A 16,220-nucleotide genomic window follows, 5' to 3' on the forward strand; every position below is an offset into this window, starting at 1 on the left:
TCAGCGCGACGAACAGTGCTTGCGTTCGCTGTCCTTGGCGGTGCGTACGATGCTGGTCGCGACCAGCCAGGGCAGATTGTACTCCTTGCCGGCGATCGTCTGGGTGCGGTGCTCGATCGAGCCCCTGACGACGATCTTGCCAGCATGAAGCGCGTCGGAAAGATCGGTTATCGCCTTGTCGGCCTGCGGCAATCCGCTGGGGTCGATCGACACGCCCTTGATGATCGCCCCGGTGGCAAGGTCGAGTGCGCTGTTGGACGGGCAGGGCGCCTTGAAGCAGCGCAGCCCGTTGTCGCAATAGACATAACTGCTCTCGGCCGCGAATGCCGGCATGGCACAGAGCGAACAGGCAGCGACAAAGAGGAAGGCTAGACCGGACATGGCTCTCAACGTCGCGGAGAATTGGGGCGAAACCGCGATGTGTTACAGGCTCGCCGGAAACCGCCGCCGATAGTGATCGACCACTTCTGGATTGCGCAGATTGACCGGCAGCTTGCCCGCCAGCACCAGCAGGGCTTCGCCCGCCGCGCCGACGCCCATGCGCATCATCGATTCCTCGGTGATCCCCGCCATGTGCGGCGTGACGATAACATTGTCGAAGCCGAAATAGGGATGGTTCGACGGCAGCGGCTGCGTCGCAAACACGTCGAGCGCGGCGCCGCCGATGCGCCGTTTCTGCAAGGCCTCGATCAGCGCGTCGTCGTCGACGACCGGTCCGCGCGACACGTTGATCAGCAACGCCTGCGGCTTCATGCGGGCGATCCGCTCACGGTTGATCAGGCCGCGCGTTTCCGGCGTCAGCGGGCAGCACAGAACGATGATGTCGCTCTGCTCGACGAGAGCGTCGATCGACAGGAAGCCGACCTTGTCCGGCGCCGGCTGCATGCTGCGCGTCGTTGCCACCACTTTCAGGTCGAAGCCGTGCGCGGCGATATGGCCGACCGCCTGGCCGACGGCGCCGAGGCCGACAATGCCGATCGTCTTGCCGGCAAGCTCGCTGTTGGCGTTGGCGTGCTCGCGGCCGGCGAGCCAGCCTTTGGCGCGCAGGTCGCGATCGACGACGCGGAAGTTGCGCAGCAAGGCGAGGGCCACTAACATGACGTGTTCGGCAACCGAGCGGGCATTGACCGCCGGCACATTCGCCACCAGCACGCCGGCGGCCGTCGCTGCTTCCATCGGGATCATGTCGAGCCCGGCGCCATGACGGATTGCCGCCCGCAGCAGCTTTGCGCCGTCGAAAAGCTGTGGGGGCAGCGGCGCGCGCACGATGACGATGTCGGCATTCCTGGCTTCGGCGGCCAGCGTGGCCGGATCGATGGCGGAGGCGACGACGAGCTCTCCGGCGCCGGAGAGCATAGCCGAGGCGCGCGGGTGCAGGGCGTGGGTTGTGAGGATACGGGCCATGTCGGTCAGGCTTTTTCGAGCGCCGGGCTTTGCGGCTCCTCGCCATGGCCCTCGATCAGGCCCTTCCAGTAGCTCTCAGCGCCCTGCAGATGGGCGCTCATCAGCGCCTGTGCGAGATTGCCGTCGCGGCGCAGCAGCGCTTCATAGATCTGGATATGCTCGGCATGCGAGCGCACGTTGCGCTCGGGGTCGTTGAAATAGATCGGCAGGCGCTGCTCGCCCATCATGTAGTAGACGCTGCAGACATTGTGGAAGACGCTGTTCTTAGTGGCGCGCACGATTTCGAGGTGGAATTCGCGGTCTTCCCTGGCAAGCCCTTCGCCGGCGGCGATGCGCTCTTCCGAAGCCTTCAGGATTTCGCGCAGCCGCTCGAAATTCTCCTCTGTGGCACGCGAACAGGCAAGTTCGGCCGCCTTGATCTCGTGGATCTTGCGCAGTTCAACCGTCTCGTAGATCTGGATCGGGTCGAGCGGCAGGCCCGCGCGGGCAAAGAGCGCCATGGCCTCCACACTGGCCTGCTTGGTGTCGATGTAGATGCCGGACTTGGCCCGGCGCTCAACGATGCGCATGGCCTCCAGGATGGCCAGCGCCTCGCGGATCTGACCGCGGCTGACGGCGAAATGCTCCGCCAGTTCGCGCTCCGATGGCGTTCGGCCGCTCTCCTTGTCCGAATGGGAGAACAGGTAGGCAGCGAGTTCCGCGAGAAGGTTCTTTTCTTTCATCGTCAACCGCGTTGCGCGTGCGCCTCCAGGAACCGCTCCGAAATGGTGAATCCCAGACCCGGTTTTTCCGGGATCGCTATCATACCGTCCCTGGCTTCGACAGTCTCTTCGACCAGATCATGGATCATCGGGTTGGCGCCGAGCGAATATTCGACGGTGAAACTCGACGGCGAGGCGGCGCAGACATGCAAGCCTGCGAAAAAACAGGGCGCGCCGGCCCACAAATGCGGTGCAAAGCGCAGATTGAAGGCGCTGGCGATGGTGCCGATCTTCATCGCTTCGCTGATGCCGCCGCAGAAGGCGGGATCGGGCTGGAAGATGTCGGCGGCTTTGAGCACGGCGAGGTCGCGGAAGGCGTAGCGGGTCGCCTCGCTTTCGCCGGTGGCGATCGGAACGGCGCCACTTGCCCGCACTTCGGCCATGCCCGGCTTATCGTCGGCGATGATAGGTTCCTCGAACCAGGCGAGGTCCAAATCGTTGACAAGGTGGATGAAGCGCTTGGCTTCAGCCACCGTGTAGGTGCCGTGCGCGTCGACCATCAGTTCGACATCGGGGCCGAGCGCCTGCCGTGCGGCGCGCACGCGGGTGGCGGAAATGTGCGCCGCGCCGTCCATGGCGCCAACCCGCATCTTCAGTGCCTTGAAACCGCCCTTGGCGATATAGGACTTCAACTGCTCGCCGATGGCGTCGGCGGCCGCCCAGCCGCCGGACGCGTAAGCCGGCATGCGATCGAGCTTGCGGCCGCCGAGCAGCCGCCAGACAGGAACGCCAAGCGATTTGCCAAGAATGTCCCACAGGGCGATGTCGACGGCGCTGATCGCCGCGATGCTCATGCCGCGCCGCGCCAGCTGCGGCATGGCGTGGCCGCCGCGTGCGGCGCTGTCGTGGCGCACGCCATTGTAGAGCATCTCCCAGATGACGCCGATGTCGGCCGGATCGCGGCCAACCAGCTGCGGCCCGACCTCATGGTTCAGCATATGGACGAGCGCGCCGTAGCTGCCGGCACTGCCGGCGGCGTTCTTGCCTTCGCCCCAGCCGACCAGCCCGTCATCGGTCTCGATGCGCAGGATGGCGGCGTCGAAGGTCGTCACCTGACCGAAGTCGCTGCGGTGCTGCCGAGCGGCTTCGATCGGAACGCGGATCCACCAGGCTTGGACGGACTTGATACGCATATTCTTCCCCAGCCCTGCGCCGGTCAGGGCGGAAGGGCGAATTTCCCTGAGGCAGTCGACTACTTGATCAGCGGCAGCAACGTTTCGGCGTTGATGCGCATCTGGTCGGTGTAGAATTTCTCGGTGAGCACGCTGGAGCCGTGGTCCTGGATGAACTTCAGCTGTTCGGGCGAGATATCGACCGGATTGCGCTCGACCATGTCGGGATAGGGGGCCGCCGGCGTCCGGTCGACGGGCGCGACGAACTCGTTGGTCAGCGCGCCGTCGTAGCCGATCTCGCGCAAGGTGGCGACGATCTTCGGCCAGTCGATCTGGCCGAGACCGGCGGCGAAGCGGTTGTTGTCGGCGACATGGAAGTCGAACAGGCGCTTTCCGGCCTGCCGGATCGCGTCATAGACGTTAAATTCTTCCATATGGAGGTGGTAGGCGTCGAGGCAGACACCGCATTCGGGGCTGACCGCGTCGGCCAAAGCCAGCGCCTGGGCGCCGCGATTGAACAGATAGGTCTCGAAGCGGTTGAGCGGTTCAACAGCGATCTTGACGCCGACCTTCTTGGCGTGGGTGAAGCATTCGCGGGTGGCGTCGACGACCCACTTCCATTCCTCTTCCTCGGTGCCGTCAGGCACGACCTTGCCGACGGTCGCGGGAACCAGCGTGATGATCTCGCCATCGAGTTCGCTGACCATGGTCAGCACGTCCTTGACATACTGAACGGAACGCTCGCGCTGGCCCTGGTTCCTGGCTGCGAGGTTGCGCTCGCCCAGCATCAGGGTCACCGCGCCCCAGCAACGAATGCCATGCTCCTTCAGCAGCGCCCGGGTCTCCCTGGTCTTGTACTGCTCGGGTTCGCCGGAAATCTCGATCGACTCATAGCCGAATTTCTTGATGCGCTTGAGCGTCGTTTCCAGGGGTTCCGCGCGCATCCAGTTGTGCGTCGAAAGATGCATGGTCTGTCCTTCCCAACTCGTCTCTATGGTTCGCCTGCGACATGCATCGCCAAAAGGCGACACAAAGGTTCCTCCCCAAGGCGTTCCCAGCCTTTTCTCGCAAACTGGTTCGACCAATTGGGCCTGAAGCGAGGTCTACAGCAAATTATCCGGATCGGCAAGAAGCGCCGGGATGCAACTTTCGCTGTGGAGTATTTCCTTGATTATATTGAGATATACATGCCTGCGCCGGGTGGTTTTGGGGTCATGATGGCGCATTGCAAGGCTTGACCAAAATTCCACATTTGGTAATACCAGAATGGTGGTGCGTGCAAGCGCCCGTTGAGAAAAGACCAAAGTGGCTGGCCCTGTTTCCAATCGGCGCTATGCTCGGTCGCGAGAGAAATGAGGGAGGATGCCGATGCCGACGACAATGAAGGGCCCGGGGCTGTTTCTGGCGCAGTTCGCGGGCGACGCCGCGCCGTTCAACTCACTGGCGTCGATCACCAAATGGGCGGCCGGTCTCGGCTACAAGGGCGTGCAGATCCCGACCTGGGACGCGCGGCTGTTCGATCTCAAGAAGGCAGCCTCTTCCAAGGCCTATTGCGACGAGGTGAAAGGCATTTGCGCCGACGCCGGCGTCGAGATCACGGAATTGTCGACGCATCTGCAGGGGCAATTGGTGGCGGTGCATCCTGCCTATGACGCGCAGATGGATGGCTTTGCGCCGCCATCGGTGCACAACAATCCCGCAGCCCGGCAGAAGTGGGCTGTCGAGCAGATGAAGTTCGGCGCCAAAGCATCGCGTAATCTAGGCCTGAATGCTTCAGTGTCGTTTACCGGCTCGCTGGCTTTCCCTTACCTCTATCCGTTCCCGCAGCGGCCGGCTGGACTCATTGAGGAAGCGTTTGGCGAGCTCGGCAAACGCTGGAAGCCGATTCTCGACGTGTACGAGGACAACGGCGTCGATGTCGGCTATGAAATTCACCCGTCTGAAGACGTTTTCGACGGCGCCACTTTCGAGATGTTCCTCGACGCGGTCGGCGGCCACAAGCGCTGCAACATCAATTACGATCCGTCGCATTTCCTGCTGCAGCAGCTCGACTATCTCGAATTCATCGACATCTATCACGAGCGCATCAAGGCGTTCCACGTCAAGGACGCCGAGTTCAACCCGACCGGCCGGCAAGGCGTCTATTCCGGCTATCAGAGCTGGACCAACCGCGCCGGGCGCTTCCGTTCGCTGGGCGATGGACAGGTGGATTTCGGCGGCATCTTCTCCAAGCTGACGCAGTACAATTATGATTCCTGGGCGGTGCTGGAGTGGGAGTGCTGCCTGAAGCATCCGGAGGATGGTGCGGCCGAAGGCGCGCCTTTCATCGAGCACCACATCATCCGGGTGACGGAAAAGGCATTCGACGACTTCGCCGCTGGCACCACCGACAAGAAGTTGCTGCGCGCCATGATGGGAATCTAGCTCGATTTTCCCTCCCCTTCGCGGGGAGGGTGGCCCAAAGGCCGGGTGGGTCGGTTCACACCGCGCTCTGCCTCAACGACCCCACCCGATCCGCTGCGCGGATCGAACTCCCCTCAAGGGGGGCAAGCAACAGCGAGGAGCAAGATATGGTCGGCGCATCGAAGTCGGAAACGGGAGGCGGCCCGATCCGCTACGGCATGGTCGGCGGCGGGCAAGGCGCCTTCATCGGCGCGGTGCATCGGATCGCGGCGCGGCTGGACAACGAGTTCGTGCTGGTTGCCGGCGCTTTGTCAGCCGACCCGGCCCGTGCCAAGGCCTCGGCGGCCGAACTGGGGCTCGACCCCTCACGCAGCTACGCATCCTATGCCGAGATGGCCAAGGCCGAGGCGAAGCGCCCCGACGGCATCGAGGCGGTGGCCATCGTCACGCCCAACAATGTGCATGTGCCAGCGGCAAAAGCTTTCCTCGAGGCCGGCATCCACGTCATCTGCGACAAGCCGCTGGCGACGACGCTGGCCGAAGCGAAAAAGCTCGCGGCGATAGTCGAGAAGACCGGCAAGGTGTTCGTGCTGACGCACAACTACACCGCCTATCCGATGGTGCGGCAAGCACGCGAAATGGTCGCCAAGGGCGTGCTCGGCGACATCCGCATCGTGCAGTCCGAATATCCCCAGGACTGGCTGACCGAGGATTTGGCGGCGACAGGCCAGAAGCAGGCGGCGTGGCGCTCCGACCCCAAGCAGGCAGGCGCCGGCGGTGCGCTGGGCGATATCGGCACGCATGCCTACAACCTCGCCCGCTTCGTCTCGGGGCTGGAACTGGACTCCCTGTCGGCCGATCTCGACGCCTTCGTGCCGGGACGGCTACTGGATGATAACGTCAACGTCATGCTGCGCTTCAAGCCTACCGGCAAGACGCACCCGGCCAAGGGCATGATCTGGGCAAGCCAGGTGGCGCCCGGCCATGAGAACGGGCTGAAGCTGCGCATCTATGGCTCGAAGGGTGGGCTGGAATGGGTGCAGGCCGACCCGAACTATCTCTGGTACACGCCGTTCGGCCAGCCAAAGCAATTGATCACCCGCAACGGCGCCGGCGCGCTGCCGGTGGCGGGCCGTGTCAGCCGCGTGCCGTCAGGCCATCCGGAAGGCTACCTCGAAGGCTTCGCCAACGTTTACCAGGAGGCCGCACGCGCCATCCGGGCAGCGCGCCGCAAGGGTGGCAAGCCGCCCAAGGACGTCGTCTTCCCGACCATCCAGGACGGCGTCGAGGGCATGGCCTTCATCGAGGCTTGCGTGAAGTCGTCGAAGAAAAACGGGGCGTGGACGAAGCTTTAGTGGCGCGGCGGGTAACGAAGACCCCCTCACCCGGATTGCCAGCCGAATTGCGAAGGGCAATTCGGGGCAATCCGACCTCTCTCCGAGGGGAGAGGAGGAGGAGATGGCGCGACGCCAAGTCTCTTCTCCCCAGCGGAGAGAAGGTGGCCGCGAAGCGGCCGGATGAGGGGGCATGGCGCGAAGCGGCGGAACAGCCAGTGCGCCGTCAAAGGGAGGGGGCTTCGATGAAAATCGGCATGTGCATGTTCTTGTGGACGACGGCGGTGTCGAAGAAACACGAGCCGCTGCTGCGCGACATCAAGGCGACCGGTTTCGATGGCGTCGAGATACCGATCTTCGCCGGCACGCCGGACGATTATAGAAAGCTCGGCGATCTGCTCGACCGCATCGGGCTGGAGCGGACTGCGGTTTCGGCCATGGGCGATCCGGCGATGAATTTGATCTCGGCCGACGCGGCAACGCGCAAGGCCGGTGTCGACTACATGAAATGGGCGATCGACTGCGCGCAGGCGCTTGGGGCCAACACGCTGAGCGGCCCTCTGCATTCGACGCTCGGGTCCTTTTCCGGCTCTGGGCCGACGGCCGCGGAGAAGAAGCGCTCCGTCGGCTCGCAGCGCGCCATCGGCGACCATGCCGGCAAGAGGAATGTCACCATCGGGCTCGAGGCGCTGAACCGCTTCGAATGCTATCTCGTCAACACGATGGCGGACCTGTCGGAGCATATCGACGCCATCGACCGGCCGCACATCAAGGCGATGTACGACACCTTCCACGCCAATATCGAGGAGGCCGACCCGATCGGCGCCTACACGAAACACCGCAGGAATGTCGTGCATGTCCATATTTCGGAGAATGATCGCGGCGTGCCGGGGCGCGGCAACATTCCCTGGACCGAAACGTTTTCCGCCATCCGCAAGAGCGGCTATGACGATTGGCTGACGATCGAGGCGTTCGGCCGCTCACTCAAGGATTTGGCGGCGGCGACCAAGGTGTGGCGGGATTTTTCAGAGACCCCGGAAGCGGTCTATCGGGAGGGGTATAGGCATATCAAGAGCGGGTGGAAGAAGGCGGCTTAGGCGCCCTGGCCCATTTTCTATTTGCGTTCGCGGCGGTTGCCAGGTGGTTCCCCCACTCCGTCTCGGCTTCGCCGAGCCACCTCTCCCCCCTCCGGAGGGAGAGGAAGGAAGCCTCGGCCTGGGAAGACACTCGGCCTAAGAGGACAGGCGTCGGCTCGGACAGCCTGGCGCTTTCCTCTACCCCGTCGATCGGGGGAGAGGTGTCGAGCGAAGCTCGACGGAGTGGGGGTCGATCCTTTGGCGCTGGTCGAGACGACTTGCGCGTCTACATCACAAGCCTACCCCTGCTCAGCCTGGATCCTGTTGTAGTCGTGGATGGTCCGGCTCAGCCGGCGGCGCAGGAAGTTGGAGATGTTGTCGAAGATGAAGACGACGGCCAGGATCAGCAGCACCATGTAGAAGACGTTGGCCCAGTTGGAGTTGGTGCGCATCGCTTCCCACAGCTTCAGGCCGATGCCGCCGGCGCCGACAGCGCCGATGATGGTGGCGCCGCGGGTGTTGGATTCCCACTGATAGAGCGTCTGGCTGATGAACACCGGCACCACTTCCGGCAGCACGCCGTAGCGCTGCACCAGGAGGCCGTTGGCTCCGGTCGAGGTAATCCCCTCGCGCGGCTTGTCGTCGATGTTCTCCAGCGCCTCGGAATAGGTTTTGCCGAGCGTGCCGACCTCTGTGAAGAAGATCGCCGCACTGCCAGCCAGCGGTCCCGGCCCGAAGGCGCGGGTGAAGAACAGCGCCCAGATCAGCATGTCGATGGAGCGCATGAAATCGAAGAAGCGCTTGAGCACCTGGTTGACCAGCCGGCTGGGCGTGATGTTGCGGGCGGCGAAGAAGGCCAGCGGGAAGGCGACGATGCCGCCCAGCATGGTGCCGAGAAAGGCCATGACGATGGTCTGCAGGAGCTTCGTCCAGACATCGCCATGCTGCCACTGGGCGTTGTTCCAGATGTTGTCGCCGGCCAGCGCCAGATTTGACGTGCCCGGTTTCAGTTCCGGCCCGGAGACGATCAGCGAAGCGACTTCGCTTGCCGACTTGCCGAAGAAAGGCGAACGCGTGTCGAAGACGAAGTTTGCCCAGCCTAGAAACCGCTTGCGTATCCTGACGCGGTCAACGGCGACGCGGGCCTCGCCGGCAAAGCCCATGTCGGCGACGACCTCATCCTCATGCGCGGTGATCCAGCCGGGAACCGGTCCCGAGATCAGCGGCTTGCCGGTGCCGAGTGCGACCGCAACGGTCTCACCGTTGGCAATTATCGTCGCTTGCGTCTTGGTGAAGGTAATCGACTTGGCGGTGCCGTCGATCAGGATCGTCACCGAACCATCGGCATTGGTCTTGACCCAGTCCGGATCCGGGTTCGGGCCGAGCACCGAGAAGCGTGGATATTTGGCAGTGATCTGCGGTTCATCGAGGCGGAAGATCGGCTGTACGTCGTAGCTGATCCATTGGGTCAGGAACAGCGGCAGGCGCTCCCAGTGCGATTCTCGCATGACCTGCGGTAGGTTGAAGAACCACAAGGCGTACAGCAGGTAGAGAAAGATGCCGCCAAGCAGCATCAGCGGCCCGAAGCGCTTGTGGAACGGCCGCTGGAACACCTGCGGGAAGCGCTCTTCGATCGACTGGATCTGATCGGCGGTCATGGTGGCCATGGTCAAGCGCTCATCACGAAAGCCTGCTCGCCGACCAGCTTGCGGCGCAGCCAGGCGGAGAACTGGTCGACGATGAAGATCGTCGTGAACAGGAGCAGCACGAGGGCTATCGTCTTGGCGCCGAAGCCGCGCGAGATCGACAGCTTCAACTCCTCGCCGATACCGCCGCCGCCGACAGCGCCCATGATGGTGGAAATGCGGACATTTATCTCAACACGCAGCAGCGTGTAGGACATGAAGTTGGGCAGCACCTGCGGCAGGCCGGCGAAGCGCACCCGCTCGAACCAGTTGGCGCCGACGGCCCTCAGGCCTTCCTCGGCGCGCATGTCGATGTTCTCGTTGATCTCGTAGAACAGCTTGCCCAGCGCGCCGATCGAATGCAGGCCGATGGCGATGATGGCGGCGATCGGGCCGATCGAGACGATGGCGGCGAACAGGCCGGCGATGACGATCTCGGGAAAGGCGCGCAGCAGTTCCATGAGGCGCTTGACGATCAGCCGCAGCACCGGATGCGGCGTCAAATTGCGCGCCGCGATGAAGGAGAACGGTACGGCGAAGACGAAGCCGATGAAGGTCGAGACCAGGGCCACGTTGAGCGTGGTCAGCATCAGCTCGAAATATTCGGGGATGTAGAAGCTGCCCCAGACATAGGAGCGGCCAAGCGGAAAATTGAATTCCTGGGTACCGGTGTCATGCGGGGAAGCGACGTCGAACATCGCCCGCCAGACATCGTTCCAATCCTTGGGGACGAGCCAGCTCAGGAAATCCAGCAAATGCGGCAACCGGTCGAAGAAATGCCCGGCATTGGCCTCGTCGGCGAACCACATGGTGCTGCCGAGCGCGATGATGAGCAGGCCGACACCGATGGCGGTGTAGAGCCGGCGCAAGGACGTCTGGCGACGCCAGGCGTCGGCCATCTGGTGAGTGGCGCCGGAAGGGGCTGTCTCGGAAAGGGTCATGATCGGACATGCAAGAAGGGCGGCGTTTTCTCGACGCCGCCCTTCCTGGTTTTTGCCATTAGCCGCCGATGGCTGCCTTACGGGCTTCGACGATGACGTTGTAGAAGTCCGCCTTCACCGGGACGTAGCCGGTAAAATCGCCGCCCTCGACGCCTTCGAAGCAAGCCTTGTCCTTCTTCGGCAACTGCGTGAAGAAGTCGGCGAGCTTGGCGGTCATTTCACTGCCGAGCGCGGTGCGCACGACCAGCGGGCCGTTCGGGATCAGACCCGAGCGCCAGACCTCGACGAAGTCGTTGGGGTCGACGGCGCCCTTGGCGACTTCCTTGTGAAAGGTGCCCGAGGTGTAGCCGTCCTTGAAGTCGCCGATGCCGGAAGAATCGTCCACCGCCACGTCGACCTTGCCGTCACGCACGGCCAGAACGTTGTTCTCGTGGCCGCCGTTGAACTGGGTCGAGGCGAAGAATTTTTCGTTCGAAGCGCCGGTATCCTTCGGGATCTGGGTCAGCGGGATCAGGTAGCCGGAGGTCGAATCCGGATCGGCGTAGCCGAGCTTCTTACCCTTGGCCGACTTGATGTCGGTAATGCCGGAGGATTTCAGCGCCAGGCCGATCGAATAATAGCCGGTGGCGCCGTCGGTCTGCTGGGTGGTGAGGATCGGGGTGACCGCCTTCGGGTCCTTGAGAGCGACGCTGGCGTAGCCGGAAGCGCCGAGTTCGGCGAAGTCGAGCGTGCCGCCGAGCAGGCCCTGGATGACGCCGTCATAGTCGGCGGCGGGGAACAGCGAGACCTTTTCGAAGCCGAATTCGGTCTTCAAATGGTCGGCGAGGCACTGGTAGTTGCGCAGCCGGTCGGTTTCGTTTTCGCCGCCGAGAATGCCGACGCGAAATTCCTTCATGTCGGCGGCATGGGCCATGCTAGTCGCCATGGCGAGCACCGAAACGGCGCCAAAGACCATCTTCCTGAACATTGGATATTTCTCCTGTAGGTTCCGGCCCCGCGCCGGCAGCGTTATCGATTTTGACAGGTGCCCTTGACGTGGGCTGGCGATCCCAACCGCTCTCAATATCCCGGGAATGCGGGCTCGAGCGGTCCGGCGGATGCGGCGATCTTTCGGCTGAAGGCAACGCTGGTCGAGGTGATGGCCTCGGAGATTTCCTGGCCATTGCTGTCGGCGCCGTAGACGAGGCGCACCGCCTCGCGGTTGAGCTCTTCCGGCGGGCCGTCGAAGACGACCTTGCCGGCAGCCATGCCGATGATGCGGTTGCAGTAGGTGCGGGCGGTGTCCAGCGTGTGCAGATTGGTGACGACGGTGATGCCTTCGCGCAAATTGATGTCCTGCAGCGAATCCATCACCACCTTGGCGTTGAGCGGGTCGAGCGAGGCGATCGGCTCGTCGGCGAGGATCACTCTGGGCTGCTGCATCATGGCACGAGCGATGGCGACGCGCTGCTGCTGGCCGCCCGACAAGGTGCCGGCGGGCTGCAGCGCGGTGCGGGCGATGTCGAGCCGCTCGAGTGCCGCGACCGCCTCGGCGCATTCGGCGCGCGAGAACATGCCGAACAGGTTGGTGATGGTCGAGCGGTGGTTCAGCTTGCCGAGCAGCACATTGGTCAGCACGTCGAGGCGCGGCACCAGGTTGAACTGCTGGAAGATCATGGCGCAGTCACGCTGCCAGCGCCGCAGCGGCGAACCGCTCAGCTTCGAGACCTCGGCGCCGTCAAAAAAAATCGACCCCTGGCTGGGATCGATGAGACGGTTGATCATGCGAAGGAGGGTTGATTTGCCGGCGCCCGAACGGCCGATGACGCCAACCATCTGACCCTGCGGGATCGCGATGTTGATGTCGCTGACGGCAGTGTTCTTGCCAAATCGTCGGGTGACACCGCGGATTTCGAGCGTGGCGGAATTTGCTGGCATGGGGGCAGGTTCCAGTCCGGGACCATTGATCGTCAGGCTCTCGCCTAACGCAGCCACATGAACCTGCCGTGTCGCGATGATGTCAGTTTTGTTACGCTCCACAGGCCTTAGCTTGTCAGCCTGGCTTACCTGTAAGTTGCGCAGGGACCCACAGCATATAGAGTGGAGCTATCGCCGCCGTGAACAAAACACAGCCTAATATCATCAACGTTATTGAAGAGCCAACGTCGGATTGCCTCCAACGCTTAGCTGCAAGCTTAATCACCAAAATTCCCAACGCGACCAACCCCAGTCCAATGAAAAGAGGTATTACGACAATAAAGGTCACATATGCCCCATGGCTCTGGGTTGGGTGCTTATTAGTTCGATGAAAGCACCATTCGCGTCAACCATGCTTCTCCAGAAATGCCTCTGCGGACAGCTCACGGAAGTCCTCAAGGCAAGCGCGCAGCCTTGCATGGTCCCAGTCCCACCAGGCCAGCGCCTGGTAGCGTTCGGCCGTGCGGCGATCGAAGCGCTCGCGGATCGGCTTTGCCGGCACGCCGGCGACGATCGTATAGGGCGCTACATCTTTCGAGACGACAGCGCCGGCGCCGACCGCGGCGCCATCGCCGATGGTGACGCCGGGCAGGATGGTCGAGCCGTGACCAAGCCAGGTGTCGTGGCCGATGGTGACCCGCTTGGCGCGGCGCTGGGCGAAGAATTCGCTTTCGTGCTCGGCATCGTCCCAGTAGTCGGAGGCGCGATAGGTGAAATGGTGCAGCGTCGGCCGCCAGGTCGGGTGGTTGGTGGCGTTGATGCGCACGCTGGCCGCGATGTTGGCGAACTTGCCGATCGTCGCGCACCAGACGGAGCAGTCCTGCATCATGTAGGAATAGTCGCCAAGTTCGCTTTCCGAGACCCGGCTGCGGTCGGCGATCTCGGTCCAGCGGCCGAGCGTCGAGTTCTGCACCTCCGCCGTCGGATGGATCAACGGCGTCTCGGATAATTTCCTGGTCATGCGGCGATTTTTCCGGGCGCGAAAGCGGTGACGTCGATGATGCGGTCGGCAACTGCCTCGCGCACATCGTGGTCATGGAAGATGCCGAGCAGGGCGACACCTGCAGCCTTCTTGGCGGCGATGAGTTCGATCACGACATCGCGGTTCCTGGCATCGAGCGAGGCTGTCGGCTCGTCGAGCAGCAGGATCGGGTGCTCGGTGATGAAGCCGCGCGCGATGTTGACGCGCTGCTGCTCGCCGCCGGAGAAGGTCGCAGGCGGCAAGGCCCAGAGTTTCTCCGGCAGGTTGAGCTGCGCCAGCAAGGCGCGTGCCTTGCCGCGGGCAATCTCGCGATCCTCGCCGCGCTCGACCAGCGGTTCGGCGACGACGTCGAGCGCCGAGACGCGCGGCACGGTGCGCAGGAACTGGCTGACATAGCCGATCGTTTGCCGGCGTATGGCCAGCACGGTGCGCGGGCTGGCGGTGGCGAGGTCGATCAGCCCATCATCATGCGTGACGATGATCTGGCCTTCGTCGACGGCGTAGTTGCCGTAGAGCATCTTCAGGATCGAGCTCTTGCCGGCACCGGAAGGACCGCCGAGCACGGTGCATTCGCCAGCCCTGATCGAGAACGAGACACCGGCGACAACAGGCAGTTTGATGCCGTCGCGCAGGTGCATGGTGAAACTCTTGGCGACGTCGGAGACAACGAGGGGGGTTGCCATCAGAAGGGCCTCCAATTGTCGTTCGTTTGCGGGCCAACGCCTCCCTCTGCCTTGCCAGGCATCTCCCCCTCAAGGGGGGAGATCGGCAGCTTTCTCGTTGCGCTTGTTCTGCAACGTTGGAGAGTGGCGAAACCGAGGACGATAGCCAATCTCCCCCCTTGAGGGGGAGATGGCCGGCAGGCCAGAGGGGGGTGCCTTGGCGCCATCGTCAAACCTGCAGAATCGAGGAAACAAGCAATTGCGTGTAAGGCGCGCGCGGGTCGTCGAGCACGCGGTCGGTGAGGCCGCTTTCGACGACGCGGCCGTCCTTCATCACCATCATGCGCTGCGACAAGAGCCGCGCCACGGCAAGGTCGTGGGTGACGACGATGGCCGCCAGACCGAGATCGGTGACCAGACCACGCAGCAGGTCGAGCAGGCGGGCTTGCACCGAGACATCGAGGCCGCCTGTTGGCTCATCCATGAACACCAGGCGCGGCCCGGTGACGAGGTTGCGGGCAATCTGCAGGCGCTGGCGCATGCCGCCGGAAAAGGCGCGGGGCTCGTCGTCGATGCGGTCCTCGTCGATCTCGACGCGCGACAGCCAGTCGACGGCGGTGGCGCGGATCCTGCCGTAGTGACGGTCGCCGACCGCCATCAGCCGCTCACCGACATTGGCGCCCGCCGACACCGTCATGCGCAGGCCGTCGGCGGGGTTCTGATGGACAAAACCCCAGTCGGTGCGCATCAGGAAGCGGCGCTCGGCCTCGCTCATGCGGTAGAGCTCGCGGAACTGGCCGTCGCGCATGCGGTAGCTGGCGGTGCCGGAGCTCGGTAGCAGCCGGGTCGACAGGCAGTTGAGCAGCGTCGTCTTGCCGGAGCCGGATTCGCCGACGACAGCCAGGACTTCGCCCGGCCACAGGTCGAAGGAGACGTTGTCGCAGCCGACGCGCGAACCGTAGAATTTAGAAAGTGCTGCGACACGCAGCAGCGGTTCGTCGGTCATTGCGCCGGCTCCCTTGTTCCCGAGGCAAGATGGCTTTCTGGAGCAAGGTGGCCGCGATGGCCGTCCGCCCGCCGCTTCTCGCAATGGTCCGTGTCGGAGCAGACGAACATGTGACCGCCATGGTCGTCGAGGATGACTTCGTCGAGATAGACGTTCTCGGCCGCGCACAGCGCGCAGGGCTGGTCGAAGGTCTGGACCTCGAACGGATGATCCTCGAAGTCGAGGCTGACCACTTCGGTGAAAGGCGGCACCGCGTAGATTCGCTTTTCGCGGCCGGCGCCAAACAGCTGCAGGGCCGGCGAGCGGTGCATCTTGGGATTGTCGAATTTCGGCGTCGGCGAGGGGTCCATCACATAGCGGCCCTCGACCTTGACCGGATAGGCATAGGTGGTGGCGATGCGGCCGTGCTTGGCTATGTCCTCGTAGAGCTTGACGTGCATGAGGCCATATTCCTCCAGCGCGTGCATTTTGCGCGTTTCGGTCTCGCGCGGTTCGAGGAAGCGCAGGGGTTCGGGGATCGGCACCTGGTAGACCAGCACCTGGGCCGCCGTCAGCGGATGCTCGGGAATGCGGTGACGGGTCTGGATGATGGTGGCGCTGGCAGTGTCGGTCGTCACCGGGACATTGGCGACCTTCTTGAAGAAGGCGCGGATCGACACCGCATTGGTGGTGTCGTCGGCGCCCTGGTCGATGACCTTCAGCACATCGTCCGGGCCGATGATCGAAGCGGTGACCTGGACGCCGCCGGTGCCCCAGCCGTAGGGCATCGGCATTTCGCGCGAAGCGAACGGCACCTGGTAGCCGGGAATGGCGATGCCCTTGAGGATCGCCCGGCGGATCATCCTTTTGGTCTGCTCGTCGAGATAGGCGAAGTTGTAGGTGGCGATGTCGGTCATGG

16 protein-coding genes are annotated in these 16,220 nt (G+C 63.4%); 3 read left to right on the top strand and 13 right to left on the bottom strand.

Annotated elements, in window-relative coordinates; genetic code table 11:
• Genes M729_RS0108085 through M729_RS0108105 form a run of 5 tightly spaced genes read right to left on the bottom strand, consistent with a single transcriptional unit; the run spans nucleotide 1 to nucleotide 4,245 of the window.
• Nucleotides 1–381 carry a hypothetical protein gene (locus tag M729_RS0108085; RefSeq protein WP_027161286.1) on the bottom strand — a complete coding sequence of 127 codons (381 nt, stop codon included), beginning with the start codon at nucleotides 379–381 and terminating at the stop codon, nucleotides 1–3.
• A gap of 42 nt (nucleotides 382–423) precedes the next feature.
• Nucleotides 424–1,404, bottom strand: coding sequence for a hydroxyacid dehydrogenase (locus tag M729_RS0108090; RefSeq protein ID WP_027161287.1), 981 nt, complete (start codon nucleotides 1,402–1,404; stop codon nucleotides 424–426).
• A 5-nt stretch (nucleotides 1,405–1,409) separates the two neighbouring features.
• Nucleotides 1,410–2,126: a FadR/GntR family transcriptional regulator gene (locus tag M729_RS0108095; protein WP_013529506.1), complete on the bottom strand. Its 717-nt coding sequence runs from the start codon at nucleotides 2,124–2,126 to the stop codon at nucleotides 1,410–1,412.
• A gap of 2 nt (nucleotides 2,127–2,128) precedes the next feature.
• On the bottom strand, nucleotides 2,129–3,298 hold the full coding sequence (locus M729_RS0108100) for a mandelate racemase/muconate lactonizing enzyme family protein (RefSeq protein WP_023812460.1): 1,170 nt from the start codon (nucleotides 3,296–3,298) through the stop codon (nucleotides 2,129–2,131).
• 59 nt (nucleotides 3,299–3,357) lie between these two features.
• On the bottom strand, nucleotides 3,358–4,245 hold the full coding sequence (locus M729_RS0108105; RefSeq protein WP_013529508.1) for a sugar phosphate isomerase/epimerase: 888 nt from the start codon (nucleotides 4,243–4,245) through the stop codon (nucleotides 3,358–3,360).
• Between the two features lie 400 nt (nucleotides 4,246–4,645).
• Here M729_RS0108105 and M729_RS0108115 point away from each other — a divergent pair, with 400 nt between their 5' ends.
• The 3 genes from M729_RS0108115 (at nucleotide 4,646) to M729_RS0108125 (ending at nucleotide 8,111) form a co-directional block, all read left to right on the top strand.
• Nucleotides 4,646–5,701: a sugar phosphate isomerase/epimerase gene (locus tag M729_RS0108115; protein ID WP_013529509.1), complete on the top strand. Its 1,056-nt coding sequence runs from the start codon at nucleotides 4,646–4,648 to the stop codon at nucleotides 5,699–5,701.
• 146 nt (nucleotides 5,702–5,847) lie between these two features.
• Nucleotides 5,848–7,035: a Gfo/Idh/MocA family oxidoreductase gene (locus M729_RS0108120; protein WP_027161288.1), complete on the top strand. Its 1,188-nt coding sequence runs from the start codon at nucleotides 5,848–5,850 to the stop codon at nucleotides 7,033–7,035.
• Between the two features lie 224 nt (nucleotides 7,036–7,259).
• A complete protein-coding gene (locus tag M729_RS0108125) occupies nucleotides 7,260–8,111 on the top strand; it encodes a sugar phosphate isomerase/epimerase (protein WP_027161289.1) in 852 nt (283 codons plus the stop codon).
• A 278-nt stretch (nucleotides 8,112–8,389) separates the two neighbouring features.
• Here the strand turns inward: M729_RS0108125 and phnE (M729_RS0108130) are convergent, their stop codons facing one another.
• From phnE (M729_RS0108130) to M729_RS0108165, 8 genes are all read right to left on the bottom strand, one after another.
• Entirely contained in the window at nucleotides 8,390–9,757 is a 1,368-nt protein-coding gene (phnE, locus tag M729_RS0108130; RefSeq protein ID WP_027161290.1) for a phosphonate ABC transporter, permease protein PhnE, read from the bottom strand.
• 2 nt (nucleotides 9,758–9,759) lie between these two features.
• Complete coding sequence (phnE, locus tag M729_RS0108135) at nucleotides 9,760–10,716, bottom strand: phosphonate ABC transporter, permease protein PhnE (RefSeq protein WP_027161291.1); 957 nt, start codon at nucleotides 10,714–10,716, stop codon at nucleotides 9,760–9,762.
• A gap of 58 nt (nucleotides 10,717–10,774) precedes the next feature.
• The gene (gene phnD / locus M729_RS0108140) at nucleotides 10,775–11,683 is read right to left on the bottom strand and encodes a phosphonate ABC transporter substrate-binding protein (protein ID WP_027161292.1); all 909 of its coding nucleotides are present in this window, start codon (nucleotides 11,681–11,683) and stop codon (nucleotides 10,775–10,777) included.
• A gap of 92 nt (nucleotides 11,684–11,775) precedes the next feature.
• Nucleotides 11,776–12,633, bottom strand: a complete 858-nt coding sequence (gene phnC / locus M729_RS0108145) for a phosphonate ABC transporter ATP-binding protein (RefSeq protein ID WP_027161293.1) — start codon at nucleotides 12,631–12,633, stop codon at nucleotides 11,776–11,778.
• Between the two features lie 385 nt (nucleotides 12,634–13,018).
• Nucleotides 13,019–13,633, bottom strand: coding sequence for a DapH/DapD/GlmU-related protein (locus tag M729_RS0108150; RefSeq protein ID WP_027161294.1), 615 nt, complete (start codon nucleotides 13,631–13,633; stop codon nucleotides 13,019–13,021).
• The gene (phnL, locus tag M729_RS0108155) at nucleotides 13,630–14,337 is read right to left on the bottom strand and encodes a phosphonate C-P lyase system protein PhnL (protein ID WP_013529517.1); all 708 of its coding nucleotides are present in this window, start codon (nucleotides 14,335–14,337) and stop codon (nucleotides 13,630–13,632) included. Before phnL ends, M729_RS0108150 begins: the two co-directional genes overlap by 4 nt.
• Before the next feature lie 208 nt (nucleotides 14,338–14,545).
• Nucleotides 14,546–15,322, bottom strand: coding sequence for a phosphonate C-P lyase system protein PhnK (gene phnK / locus M729_RS0108160; RefSeq protein ID WP_013529518.1), 777 nt, complete (start codon nucleotides 15,320–15,322; stop codon nucleotides 14,546–14,548).
• A complete protein-coding gene (locus M729_RS0108165; protein ID WP_027161295.1) occupies nucleotides 15,319–16,218 on the bottom strand; it encodes an alpha-D-ribose 1-methylphosphonate 5-phosphate C-P-lyase PhnJ in 900 nt (299 codons plus the stop codon). Before M729_RS0108165 ends, phnK begins: the two co-directional genes overlap by 4 nt.
• Nucleotides 16,219–16,220: the final 2 nt, after the last annotated feature.

The sequence above is a fragment of the Mesorhizobium sp. WSM1293 genome (assembly GCF_000513875.1).
Classification (GTDB): Bacteria; Pseudomonadota; Alphaproteobacteria; order Rhizobiales; family Rhizobiaceae; genus Mesorhizobium; species Mesorhizobium ciceri.